This is a genomic window from Actinomadura physcomitrii (assembly GCF_008923205.2).
Classification (GTDB): Bacteria; Actinomycetota; Actinomycetes; order Streptosporangiales; family Streptosporangiaceae; genus Spirillospora; species Spirillospora physcomitrii.
In genome coordinates this window covers 218,254-230,278 of sequence record NZ_WBMS02000009.1, presented here as the reverse complement: position 1 = coordinate 230,278, position 12,025 = coordinate 218,254, and the positions used below count along the sequence as shown (strand labels likewise).

Annotated in this window: 13 protein-coding genes and 1 tRNA gene; 5 read left to right on the top strand and 9 right to left on the bottom strand. The window is 72.4% G+C overall.

Annotated elements, in window-relative coordinates:
• Positions 1-80: 80 nt before the first annotated feature.
• Complete coding sequence (locus F8568_RS14250; RefSeq protein ID WP_328600875.1) at positions 81-824, bottom strand: GntR family transcriptional regulator; 744 nt, start codon at positions 822-824, stop codon at positions 81-83.
• A 547-nt stretch (positions 825-1,371) separates the two neighbouring features.
• Here F8568_RS14250 and F8568_RS14245 point away from each other — a divergent pair.
• A complete protein-coding gene (locus F8568_RS14245) occupies positions 1,372-1,659 on the top strand; it encodes a hypothetical protein (protein WP_151593992.1) in 288 nt (95 codons plus the stop codon).
• A gap of 376 nt (positions 1,660-2,035) precedes the next feature.
• Here the strand turns inward: F8568_RS14245 and F8568_RS14240 are convergent, their stop codons facing one another.
• A complete protein-coding gene (locus F8568_RS14240) occupies positions 2,036-3,037 on the bottom strand; it encodes a pirin family protein (protein WP_151593991.1) in 1,002 nt (333 codons plus the stop codon).
• Between the two features lie 93 nt (positions 3,038-3,130).
• Between F8568_RS14240 and F8568_RS14235 the strand changes: the two genes are divergently transcribed.
• A complete protein-coding gene (locus F8568_RS14235; protein ID WP_151593990.1) occupies positions 3,131-3,589 on the top strand; it encodes a MarR family winged helix-turn-helix transcriptional regulator in 459 nt (152 codons plus the stop codon).
• Position 3,590: 1 nt separating this feature from the next.
• Here F8568_RS14235 and F8568_RS14230 read toward each other — a convergent pair whose 3' ends face one another.
• On the bottom strand, positions 3,591-4,016 hold the full coding sequence (locus F8568_RS14230; protein ID WP_151593989.1) for an MFS transporter: 426 nt from the start codon (positions 4,014-4,016) through the stop codon (positions 3,591-3,593).
• A 164-nt stretch (positions 4,017-4,180) separates the two neighbouring features.
• On the opposite strand from F8568_RS14230, the gene F8568_RS14225 reads away from it, so the two are divergent.
• A complete protein-coding gene (locus tag F8568_RS14225; protein ID WP_151593988.1) occupies positions 4,181-4,939 on the top strand; it encodes a M15 family metallopeptidase in 759 nt (252 codons plus the stop codon).
• 87 nt (positions 4,940-5,026) lie between these two features.
• Here F8568_RS14225 and F8568_RS46780 read toward each other — a convergent pair whose 3' ends face one another.
• From F8568_RS46780 to F8568_RS14210, 4 genes are all read right to left on the bottom strand, one after another.
• Positions 5,027-5,191: a hypothetical protein gene (locus F8568_RS46780; protein WP_190851157.1), complete on the bottom strand. Its 165-nt coding sequence runs from the start codon at positions 5,189-5,191 to the stop codon at positions 5,027-5,029.
• 71 nt (positions 5,192-5,262) lie between these two features.
• A tRNA-Ser gene (locus F8568_RS14220) sits at positions 5,263-5,351 on the bottom strand.
• A gap of 38 nt (positions 5,352-5,389) precedes the next feature.
• A complete protein-coding gene (locus F8568_RS14215; protein ID WP_151593987.1) occupies positions 5,390-5,770 on the bottom strand; it encodes a cupin domain-containing protein in 381 nt (126 codons plus the stop codon).
• Positions 5,771-5,833: 63 nt separating this feature from the next.
• Positions 5,834-7,972: a MinD/ParA family ATP-binding protein gene (locus F8568_RS14210; RefSeq protein ID WP_328600874.1), complete on the bottom strand. Its 2,139-nt coding sequence runs from the start codon at positions 7,970-7,972 to the stop codon at positions 5,834-5,836.
• Positions 7,973-8,185: 213 nt separating this feature from the next.
• Between F8568_RS14210 and F8568_RS14205 the strand changes: the two genes are divergently transcribed.
• Complete coding sequence (locus F8568_RS14205) at positions 8,186-9,142, top strand: NAD(P)H-quinone oxidoreductase (protein ID WP_151593986.1); 957 nt, start codon at positions 8,186-8,188, stop codon at positions 9,140-9,142.
• A 12-nt stretch (positions 9,143-9,154) separates the two neighbouring features.
• Complete coding sequence (locus F8568_RS14200; RefSeq protein WP_151593985.1) at positions 9,155-9,700, top strand: bacterial proteasome activator family protein; 546 nt, start codon at positions 9,155-9,157, stop codon at positions 9,698-9,700.
• Positions 9,701-9,767: 67 nt separating this feature from the next.
• Here the strand turns inward: F8568_RS14200 and F8568_RS14195 are convergent, their stop codons facing one another.
• Complete coding sequence (locus F8568_RS14195; RefSeq protein ID WP_151593984.1) at positions 9,768-10,571, bottom strand: Cof-type HAD-IIB family hydrolase; 804 nt, start codon at positions 10,569-10,571, stop codon at positions 9,768-9,770.
• A gap of 162 nt (positions 10,572-10,733) precedes the next feature.
• Complete coding sequence (gene serS, locus F8568_RS14190) at positions 10,734-11,993, bottom strand: serine--tRNA ligase (RefSeq protein WP_151593983.1); 1,260 nt, start codon at positions 11,991-11,993, stop codon at positions 10,734-10,736.
• Positions 11,994-12,025 lie beyond the last annotated feature (32 nt).

Genomic DNA, 12,025 nt, shown 5'->3' with positions numbered 1-12,025 from the left:
GTGTGGGTTTGGGGTGTTGGGGTGGTGGGGGTGTTTGTCGCCGCCCCCACACCCCCCCCCCCCCCACAACTCAACGCTGCCTACCCGACGGGGATGAGGTAGCCCAGCTCGTACCGGTCGGTGGGAACGACGATGTCCGCCGTCTCCACCGGGCGCTCGGCGGTGCGGTACGTCCGGCGGATCACCATGACGATCGCGCCGACCTGCTCGCCGAGCTCCTCAGCCTCGGCGGCGAGGATCGGCCGGGCGGTGACGACCTCCTCCGCCGACTCGACCTGCCGCCCGATCGCCCGCATCCGTGCGACGACCCCGGCGCCCGCGTACGGCCCCTCCTCCGGGAACATGACCTGCGTGCCTCGGGTGATCGCGAGCGGCTCCCAGGAGACCGACGCCATGACGGGCCGTCCGTCGGCGAGGAAGGTGTACCGGCTGCACATGACGTCGTCGCCCGCCGCGATGCCGAGACGCTCCGCGACCGCCTCCGTCGCCTGCTCGGTCGAGGACGAGACGCGCCACTCGCCAGTGCGCCCCTGCCGGGCCATCTCCTCGCGGAACGGGCTGGTCGTGCGGCCTTCCTTGTACCAGTAGCGCGAGAGCCGCTTCAGCTCCGGCCGCCGGCGCACGTAGGTCCCGGACCCGGAGCGCGCCTCCAGATGGCCCTCGGAGGTGAGCAGCCGGACGGCCTGGAGCGCGACCGCGTCCGAGACGCCGTACCGCTCGCGCAACTGCGGGCGTGAGGGGATCTTGTCGCCCGGCGCCAGCACCCCGTCCACGATCTGCCGCCGCAGGTCGTCCGCTATGCGCTGGTATGCGGGCTGCGTCACGGTGACTCCGGGCGGCCGGGGGCGGGCGATGTTCAGGGACAGCTTGACAAGCTGTGCGCACTGCATGCGAGCTGTGCGCACAGCTTTGCGACCAGCGTACAAGATCGCGCGACGGAGGCAACCCATGGAGTGGACCCAGGAATACCCCGGTCTCCCCTGCATGGTCCCGGCGATACGCGCTTTCGTCCGAGGGTTGCTGACCGACACCCCTCGCGCGGAGGAAGCCGAGAGCGTTATCGCCGAGTTGACCGCCAACTCGCTCCGGCATACGCCGAGCGGTGCACCTGGCGGCGTGGTCACCGTTACCGTCGCCGTCCTCCCAGGGTGGGCGCGAGTCGCTGTCTCGGATGCCGGCAACGGGGCATGGTCCCGCCCGGCGTTCACCGAGTGCACGGCGGCCCCTGAAGCCGGGGCGGCGCGTCGCGGTAGGTCATCAGGCGCGCCGCCCCTTCGCGGCTGGGCGTCCGCCCTGCCGATCACATAAGGCGGCCCCGGCGCGGCGATTACGGCGCCGGCCGGGGCCTGACCAGGAAATGGAGTCCTGGCTGTGGCGAATCGTACGATCTCTGGCGACCCGCTCGCTGCGCTTGCGGCGCATCTGTCGGCGCACCGGCTCACGGTGGAGCTGACGTCGCGCGGGCTGCGGGTCGCGAATCCGGACGTTCCGGGCTGCTGTGCCGAGACGCGGTCCGACCTCATCACCTGCCGCGCGCGGCCCGAGGACTTCGGGAACGCGTGGTTCTGGACGTCGTGGGGCGAGCCGATCGCGCGCGCCGACCGCGTCACCGACGCGGCGGTCGTCATCCGCGGCTACCTGGCGGGAGCGGGACGGTGACGGCGCCGTGGGCGGCCGTCGAGTTCGACCCCGAGCGGGTGGCGGCGGAGCTGGCGCGGAGGTTTCCCGGGGTGTCGGCGTGGTGGGGCCAATTCACCGGACGGTGGTGGGCCTTCGCGCGTGATCAGGCTGGGCGTGACCGGCTCGTCGAGGCGTCAAGCCCTGCGGCGCTCGCGCAGGTACTGCACCAGATCGGGGCGGGGCGGCGTCCGCAGGTGCCGGTTCGGCAGGCCAATGTGGCGATTTGTCGACATATCGGCCGGGGCGAGTCGCGACGCAGGCGTCCGCGCCGGCGCGGGTGGTTCCGTAGGGCGTTCGCGTTCTGAGCCGGGGCGATGGTGCGGGGCATGCCCCCGGCCCCGCACCATCGCTCCTTTCAGGAGAGGGGCTCGTCGGCGGCGGACAGGTGCGGGACGGGGACGGTGCCCATGCGGCCGGCCTGGAAGTCCTCGAAGGCTTGGACGATCTCGTCGCGGGTGTTCATGACGAACGGGCCGTAGCGGGCGACCGGCTCGCGGATCGGGAGGCCGCCGAGGATCAGGATCTCCCAGCCGTTCGCGCTGGCCTGGGGCTGGGAGTCGGCGGCGCGGACGACCAGGCCGTCCTGCGCGCCGTGGTGGTGCGAGCCCGCGAACACCGCGAGCTGCCCCTCGTCCAGGCCGGTCTGCTCGACGCCGACGGTGCCGCGGCCGGACAGGACGTAGACCATCGCGTTGAAGTCGCGCGGCCACGGCAGGGCGAGCCGGGCGCCCGGGGCGACGGTGGCGTGCAGGTAGTTGATCGGCGTGTAGGTGACGCCCGGGCCGTCGTGTCCGGCGAGGGAGCCGGCGATCACCCGGACGAGCGAGGAGCCGTCGTCGGCGGCGAGCAGCTTGACGTCGCGGGCTTCGATGTCCTGGTAGCGGGGCTGCACCCACTTCTGCGCGCGGGGCAGGTTCACCCAGAGCTGGACGCCGTGGAACAGGCCGCCCTTGGCGACGAGCTCGGGCGGCGGCTGCTCGATGTGCTGGATGCCGGACGCGGCCGTCATCCACTGGGTGGCGCCGTCGGAGATGAGGCCGCCGCCGCCCGTGGTGTCCTGGTGCTGGAACGCGCCGTCGATGATGTAGGTGACGGTCTCGAAGCCGCGGTGCGGGTGCCAAGGGGTTCCCTTCGCCTCGCCGGGCGCGTACTCGACGGCGCCCATGTGGTCGAGGAGCAGGAACGGGTCGGCGAGGGACAGGTCGATGCCCGGGAAGGGGCGGCGGACCTCGAAGCCCTCGCCCTCGAGCTGGCGCTTCGCGGTGACGATCTTGGCGACGCGGCGCCAGTCGGTGCCGGCGTCCGGCAGGTGCGGCAGCCGGGGCAGGGTCAGCGGGTCGGCCATCACGGCTGGCATGGGGTCCTCCTCCGTCGGGTGCCCGTCCGGGGTGGACGGTCGCCCCCTACAATCTAGTTGATGCTTCAACTATTCCCTCAGTATACTGACCGCATGACCGAACCACGCTGGCTCGACGCCTCCCAGCAGCGTGATTGGCGGGCCTACGTCGACGGCAGCGTCCGGCTCACCGAGATCATGGACCGTGACCTGAAGGCCAAGCACGGGCTCTCGGTGTCGGAGTACGAGATCCTCGTCCGGCTGTCCGAGGCGCCCGGCCACCGGCTGCGGATGGCCGAGCTCGCCGACAACGCCAGCCAGTCGCGCAGCCGGCTGTCGCACACCTGCTCCCGGCTGGAGTCGAAGGGCCTGGTCAAGCGGGACACCTGCGGCACCGACAAGCGCGGCGTCTACGCGCAGCTGACCGACGACGGCTTCGCGGCGCTGGAGCGCGCCGCCCGCGACCACGTCGAGGTCGTCCGCGAGTACCTCATCGACGTGATCGAACCCGAGGACCTCGAGGCCGTCGGGCGCGCCTTCAGGGCCGTCCTCAAGCGGCTCGGCGCGAACTGACCTACAGGGTGACCGTCACGCCGGTCAGGAAACCCACCGACACCAGGGTGAGGAACACCCACGCCAGCATCATCCCCGCGCCGAACGACCGCCACCGGCCGCCGACCTTCCACACCAGCAGCCCGCCCAGCCCGAACGCCAGCACCAGCAGCGTCACGAACTGCGGCAGCAGGCTCGGCCGCCGGCTCGTCATCAGCGGCGCGTACATCATCACGAAGTCGACGAACACGAACAGCCCGAACCCCGCGGCGATCGCGCCGACCTCCCGGCCGCTCAGCGACCGCGTGCGCTCGGCGATGTCCAGCGCCCGCTCCGACCGCAGCCGCAGCCGCGGGCGCTCCGCGGCCGGGTCCTCCTGCACGCTCTGCGCGACGGCGAAGATCTCGTCCTCGAGGCTCGGGACGTCCCTCTCCTGCGGATCCGCCATTCCGGCTCCCTGAGGGCCGGCGGGTGCCGGGCGACATGCCCGGCGAGGTGGACGACGTTCGCGGCCCGTTCGCCCCGGCCCCTTTCCGGCGGACGCGCCGTCAAACGCACCGTAGCGAATCGCAGGTCCAACGCGAAGGCCATGTGACGTGCGATCCTGCAAAGATGCCAGCTAGAGGGCCACTTCGCAGTGCGGCGTTCGCCGCCGTGTTCATCACCGTGTCGGCCGCCGCGACGGGCTGCGGCAACGGATCCGACAACGGGGGCAAGTCCGGGACGGCGACTCCCGCCACACCGCCGACCGCGACCGGGACCGCGACCGGCTCGGCGTCGCCGTCCGCGAAACCGACGAACCAGAAGTTCGCCGCGCAGATCAAGCGGGTCACCGCCGGAGACCTCAAGTACTCCTGGCACAAGGGCTGCCCGGTCGCGCCGTCCGGCCTGCGGATGATCCAGATGAACTACTGGGGCATGGACCACAAGCCGCACGACGGCGGGCAGCTCGTCGTCAACGCGAAGGCGGCCGGCGACCTCGTCACGGTTTTCCGCAAGCTGTACGACATGCGGTATCCGATCGAGCGGATGGAGCCGGTCGACAAGTACAAGGGGAGCGACTTCGCCTCCATCGAGGCCGGCAACACCTCCGCGTTCAACTGCCGCAACGCGACCGGGTCCAGCTCGTTCTCGCAGCACGCCTTCGGTCTCGCCGTCGACCTCAACACGTGCCAGAACCCGTACGTGTACGCGGACGGGCACGTCGCCCACAAGAACTGCGCGAAGTACGCGAACCGCAAGAACCGCGACCCCGGGGTGATCCACGCCGGCGACCGGGTGGTGAAGGCGTTCGCCTCGATCGGCTGGGGCTGGGGCGGCGAGTGGAGCGGCGCCCGCGACTACCAGCACTTCAGCAGCAACGGCCGCTGACCGGGACGTACCGGACGCGGCGGCCTGGAAGAGGGCCCGCGCACGGGGTGGACGCGCCGTCGCGTCCGCGCGGGCGACCGCCCGGGATCAGACCATCATCAGCGCGATCACGCCGACCACGACCACGACCGCCACGACGGCGAGGCCGACGATGAGGGGCATGTTCGGGCCGGACTTCTCCGCCGGTGCGCGGTTGGCGAAGTTCTGAAACTGGTGGGTGGTACCTGCCGGATCATTCGGTGTCTGCGACATGCCGAAGAGGGTAACGGATGCCTTCCGCCCGTTTCGGGCGGTTTCACGGGTCGGCGGCGCGTCGTGTCGAGCGGAGAGTGTGGGATTCGAACCCACGAGGACTGTCCCCAGCCCTGGGCGCTTTCAAGGCGCCTGCACTAGTCCACTATGCGAACTCTCCCCGGCCACGCCCGGTGGCCACGGCCAACGATAGCGGGCTCATCCGGCCGCCTCGACCGCATATCCCGGGATCGACGGCCACCGGACCGTCATAACGACGGACTCCTCCTCGGCCTGCCACGAGTGGTCGACGCCGCGTCCCCACACCACGTAGTCGCCCGGCTCGGTGAGCAGGACGTCGCGTCCGGGGAACTCCAGCCGGAACCGGCCGCTGATCAGCACGAGCAGCGCGGTGCGCTTCTCCCCGCTGGTCCAGCGCGCGCGCCGCTCGCCCTTGGGGTGGACGCCCCATTTGATCTCGACGTCCTCGCTGTGCCGCAGGTCGCCGGGCGGCTTGAAGTGGCCCAGCAGCCAGCCGCGGTCCCCCGCCGCGTCCGCCGCGGCCCTGCCCACGTAGACGCCCTGGTCGTCGCTCTCCACGGGAGGCGACTCTAGCGGCGGCGACGCGCGGGCCGGGCCGGGCGGAGCGGTCCGGGGGCCGGGTCAGGTGGCGCGGTCGGGGCGGGGGTAGGCGAAACCGTCGCCGACGATCGCGGCGAGGTTCAGGTACGCCTCGCGCGTCGCCTGGGCGAGCTGCTCCAGCTCCACCTCGGCGCCCTCCTCCAGGTGGTCGTCGTAGGGGATCCGGACGACGGCGCGGCAGCGGCTCTCGAAGTGCGCCTGCAGCTTGTCCAGGTCGACCTGGCTGCGCGTCCGGTTGCGGACCATCGACAGCACCACGACGCCGTTGCGGACGAGGTGGCCGTGGTCGTGCGCCTCGAGCCAGTCGAGGGTCGCGCTCGCGGACCGGGCGCCGTCCACCGACGGGGAGCTGACCAGGACGAGCTGGTCGGCGAGCCGCAGCACCCCGGACATCGCCGAGTGCAGCAGGCCCGTCCCGCAGTCGGTGATGCAGATCGAGTAGTACTGCTCCAGGACGGCGGCGACGGCCTCGTAGTCCTCCGCGCTGAAGGCCTCGCTGACCGCGGGGTCGCGGTCGGACGCGAGCACCTCCAGGCGCGCGGCGTTCTGCGAGGTGAACGCGCGGACGTCGGCGTACCGCTGGATCTTGTCGCGGCTGTTCAGCAGGTCGCGGACCGTCGCGGCGGTCTCCAGCCGGACCTTGTCCGACAGCGTGCCGCGGTCGGGGTTGGCGTCCACGGCGATCACGGTGTCGCCGCGCATCGAACCGAGCATCGAGCCGAGGCCGGTCGTGGTGGTGGTCTTGCCGACGCCGCCCTTGAGCGACATCACCGCGACGCGGTGGTGGCCGCCCGCGACGGGCGTGCGCGCGCGGGCGATGAGGTCCTTGCGGCGCAGCTCGCCCTGCGACTCGCCGGGGTGCACGTTGCCGCCGGTGGCCTTGTAGACGGCGCGCCGCCACCCGGAGGACGGCGCGATGCGGCGCTCGCCGAGGAGGTTCTCGGAGCTGAGGCTGTCGGCGCTCTTCGGATCGGCCTGCTGTTGTTGTTGCTGCTGCGGCTGCCCCGGCTGCGGGTAGGGCTGGCCTGGCGGGACTTGCTGGTACGGGCCAGGCTGGCCCGGCTGCCCGGGCTGGCCCGGCTGCCCGGGCTGGCCCGGCTGGGGAGGCTGCGGGTAGGCATAGCCCTGCTGCGGCTGGGCCGGGTCGCCGCCCGGCGGCAGCTGCCCGTACGGCCGGCCGGTGGCGGGGTCTGTGGGGTAGGCCTGGCCGGTGTTCGGGTCGACCATGTACGGCTGGCCCGTGTTGGGGTCGACGGGGTAGGGCTGCCCGGTGGCGGGGTCGACCGGGTACGGCACGCCGCCCTGGTTCTGCGGGTAGGGCTGCCCGGTGTTCGGGTCGGCCGCGTACGGCTGGACGTTCGCGTTCGGGTCCTGCTGGAACGCCTGCGCGTTCGGGTCCGGCGCGAACTGCTGAGCGTTGGGATCCTGCGGGAACGGCTGCGCATTCAGGTCGTGCGGGAACGGCTGCGCGTTCGGGTCCTGCGGGAAGGGCTGGGCGCCGTTCGCGTCGGCGGGGAACGGCTGGGCGCCGCCGACGCCCGGGTCCAGCGGAGGCGGGAACGGCTGGTCCGGCAGGTAGGGCGGGAGCTGGTCGAGCGGCGGCGCGCCCTGGCCGTTGCCCGCGTCGTACGGCTGCGGGGGCCCGGTCTCCCAGGGCTGCTGGGGCTCGTACGGCTGGTACCCGCCGTACGGCGGGGGCAGCATACCGCCCTCGAACGGCTGCGGCATGGGACCGCCGTCGTAGGGCGGCAGGTTCTGCGCCGCGCCGGGGACGGGCGGCGGCGGGCCGAACTGCTCGGGGCCGAAGTTCTCCGGGCCGAAGTTCTCCGGAGGCTGGAGCGGCGGCGCGGCCAGCCAGGGGTTGGCGTTCGGGTCGTGCGGGGGCTGCTGCCCCTGCTCTGCGGCGGCGCCCTCGGGCTGCGCCGCCGGCGGCTGCCCGGCCTGCTGTTCGGGCTGCGCGGGCTGCTCGGCCTGCTCGGGCTGCGGGTTCTGCTGCTCGGGCTGCGCGGGCTGCGCGGGAGGCGCCTGCCCGGCCGGCCGCTCGCCCTCGGTGGCGGCCGGCGGGGCGGCGTCGGACGGCCCCGTCGTCTCGCCGCTCATCGCGTCGAGGGAGGCCAGCCGCTCCTCAAGGGAACGCCCGTCGTGCTCGTTCCTCGCCACCGATTTCTCCCCTCGGGCACACCTCTGATGATCATTACGGAGCAGGAGGGCAAAACGGCCCCCACGCAGGATACCCGCGCGTCAATACCACGCATCACGTCCGGAGATCCACTTTTGCCTGCCGAGCCGGACGGGGCGCGGCGCGGGGACGGCGAGCGCGGTGTCCGGCGGCGGCGACGGTGCGGGCGCCCGCCGCCCGGTAGCGTGACCGTTATGCATGCGATCGTGATTCGCGAGCCGGGGGACGCCGACGTCCTGGAATGGACGCGGGTGCCCGATCCGGAGCCGGGGCCCGGTGAGGTGCTGATCGACGTGGCGGCGAGCGCGGCGAACCGCGCCGACGTCATGCAGCGGATGGGCTTCTACAACCCGCCCGAGGGCGCCTCGCCGTATCCGGGCCTGGAGGTGTCGGGACGGATCGCCGCGCTGGGCGACGGCGTGACGGGCCTGGCGCCGGGCGACGAGGTGTGCGCGCTGCTGGCCGGCGGCGGCTACGCCGAGCGGGTCGCGGCGCCCGCGTCGCAGGTGCTTCCGGTGCCGCGCGGCGTGGACCTGGTCGACGCGGCCGGGCTGCCCGAAGTGGCCTGTACGGTCTGGTCGAACGTGTTCATGCTCGCGGGGCTGAGCGCCGGGGAGACGTTCCTGGTGCACGGCGGCGGCAGCGGCATCGGGACCCTGGCGATCCAGCTGGCGAAGGCGTGCGGCGCGAAGGTGGCGTGCACCGTCGGCAGCGAGGAGAAGGCGGACCGCTGCCGCGAGCTGGGCGCCGACGTCGTGATCAACTACCGCGAGGACGACTTCGTCGAGAGCGGCCCGTACGACGTGATCCTCGATCTGATCGGCGCGAAGTACCTGGAGCGCAACGTCCGGGCCCTCGCGACCGGCGGACGGCTGATGATCATCGGCCTGCAGGGCGGTACCAAGGCGGAGCTGGACATCAACGCACTGCTGCGCAAGAGGGCGCTCGTGCATGCAACGGCGCTGCGGTCCCGTCCGTTGGAGGAGAAGGCGGAGATCGTGGCGGCCGTCCGCGAGCACGTGTGGCCGCTGCTGGAGTCGGGGGAGGTCCGCCCGGTGGTCGACCGGCGCGTCCCGATGGCCGACGCGGCCGCGGCGCACCGGCTGATGGAGCAGAGCGGCCATGTCGGCAAGATCCTGCTGACCGTGTGAGATGAGGGAGAGATGAGCGAGCCTTCGAAGAACCAGTCGGAACAGGAACCGCACGTGCTCGTGGTGGGGCCGAACGGCATCGCCATGGAGGGCGCCGGCGAGGGCGGCGAGCACGAGGGCAAGTCGATCACCGACATGGTCGAGCAGCCCGCGAAGGTCATGCGGATCGGCGGGATGATCCGGCAGCTGCTGGACGAGGTCAAGGCCGCCCCGCTGGACGAGGCGAGCCGGGCCCGGCTGCGGGAGATCCACAAGTCGTCGATCAAGGAGCTCGAGGACGGCCTGGCCCCGGAGCTGGTCGAGGAGCTGGAGCGGCTGTCGCTGCCGTTCACCGAGGGCACCGTGCCGAGCGAGTCGGAGCTGCGGATCGCGCAGGCGCAGCTCGTCGGCTGGCTGGAGGGCCTGTTCCACGGCATCCAGACGACGCTGTTCGCGCAGCAGATGGCGGCGCGCGCGCAGCTGGAGCAGATGCGCCGGGCGCTGCCCGCTGGCATGGTGCCGCAGGGCATGGAGCAGCAGGACGAGCAGGGGCCCCGCTCGTCCGGCCCCTACCTGTAGGGCGCCGCCGGGAAGGCCGCATCCCCGGCGAGCGGGGGTGCGGCCCCCGTCACGGCAACAGGCGCTGTCACGGGAACAGGCGCTCCAGGATCCGCGCGACGCCGTCGTCGTCGTTGCGGGACGTCGTGTGCGTGACGGCGGCGAGGACGAGCGGGTGCGCGTTCGCGACCGCGTACGACGTGCCCGCCCAGGCGAGCATCGGCAGGTCGTTGGGCATGTCGCCGAACGCGGTGACGTCGGCGGCGCCGATGCCGTGCTCGGCGCACAGCGCCTCGAGCGCGCTGGCCTTGGTGACGCCGTGCGCGCTGATCTCCAGCAGCCCGCGGCCGGACGAGTGGGTGACGGTGACGAGGTCGCCGACCGCCTTCACGGCCCGCGCGGCCAGCTCGTCGGGGTCGGCGTCGGGATGGAAGGCGAGCAGCTTGGTGCCCGGCCGGGCGACGAGCTCGGGCCCGTCGGCCGGCCGGCCGCCGAGCGCCTCCGCGTCCCAGTGGGACAGGTCGTAGCTGGTCTCGAACACGAACCCGTCCGGGTACTCGACCGCGAACCGGAAGTCGGGCGAGACGCCGCGCAGCCGATCGATGGCGTCGGCGAGCACGTCCGGCGGGATCTGCCGGGCGTGCACCACGGTCTCGGTGTGCAGGTCGTAGACCAGGGCTCCGTTCGCGCAGATGGCGAGGCCGCGGTGGCGGACGGCGGCGGCGATCTCCGTCATCCAGCGCGGCGGCCGGCCGGTGACCATGACGAGCATCGCGCCGGCGCGCTCGACGCGCGCGAGAGCGGCGACGGTGCGCGCCGAGATGGTCCCGTCGGAGCGCACGATCGTGCCGTCGAGGTCGGTGGCGATCACGCGCGGCACAGGTTCGGTCATGTCACCTTCCAGATCGGCTCGGACTCACCTTAGGCGACAGGTCGGACGGAACATCCGCCCGGTCGCACCGGTTCGTTCCGGGCCGCTTGGATTGCGCGGCTACGCGGCGCGGTAGCGGAAAGGGCCCGTCCGGCGCTCGGACGGGCCCTCCCACATGCGAGATCAGCGCTTGACGGGCTCCAGTACCTCCAGGCCCAGGAACTTCTGCAGCGCCTCCGGGACGCGCACCGAACCGTCCGCCTGCTGGTGGTTCTCCAGGATCGCGACCATCCACCGCGTCGTCGCGAGCGTCCCGTTCAGCGTCGCGACCGGCTGGTTCTTCCCGTCGGCGTCCTTGTGCCGCACCGACAGGCGCCGCGCCTGGAACTCGGTGCAGTTCGACGTCGACGTCACCTCCCGGTAGGTCTTCTGCGTCGGCACCCACGCCTCGCAGTCGTACTTGCGCGCCGCGCTCGCCCCGAGATCGCCCGCCGCCACGTCGATCACCCGGTACGGGATCTCGACCTTCGCGAGCATCTCCTTCTCCCACTCCAGCAGCCGCAGATGCTCGGCGTGCGCGTCCGCCGGGTCGCAGTAGGAGAACATCTCCACCTTGTCGAACTGGTGGACCCGGATGATGCCGCGGGTGTCCTTGCCGTACGAGCCGGCCTCGCGGCGGAAGCACGACGACCACGCCACGTACCGCCGCGGCAGCTCGTCGATGATCTCGTTCATGTGGAACGCGGCGAGCGGCACCTCCGACGTCCCCACCAGGTACAGCTCGTCCTGCGGGAGCTGGTATACCTCCGCCGCGTGCGCGCCGAGGAACCCGGTGCCCTCCATCGCCTCCGGCTTCACCAGCACCGGCGGGTACATCGGCACGAACCCGGCCGCGACCGCCTGCTCCATCGCCAGGTTCAGCAGCGCGTACTGCAGCCGGGCGCCCACCCCGGTCAGGTAGTAGAACCGCGCGCCCGACACCTTCGCGCCGCGCTCCATGTCGATCGCGCCGAGGCTCTCGCCCAGCTCCAGGTGGTCCTTCGGCGCGAAGTCGAACGAGGCCGGCTCGCCGACGTGCTCCAGGACGACGAAGTCCTGCTCGCCGCCGGGCGGGGCGCCCTCCTCGATCAGGTTCGGCACGCCCTTCAGCGCCGCGTCCAGCTCCTCGCCGAGCCGGTCGGCCTCCGCCTCGCGGTCCTTGACCTGCTGCGCCAGCTCCTTCGCGCGGGCCAGCAGCGCCTGCCGCTCGTCGCCCTGCGCGCGCGACACCGACTTGCCGAAACTCTTCTGCTCGGCGCGCAGCTGCTCGAACGAGGTCAGCGCGGAGCGCCGCCTCCCGTCCAGGTCCAGCAGCCGGTCGACGACGGCGTCATCCTCACCGCGGGCGCGCTGCGAGGCGCGCAGCCGCTCGGGATCCTCTCGAAGAGCTCGCAGGTCAATCACAGACCCGAGGCTACCGGCCCCGGCCCCTCCGG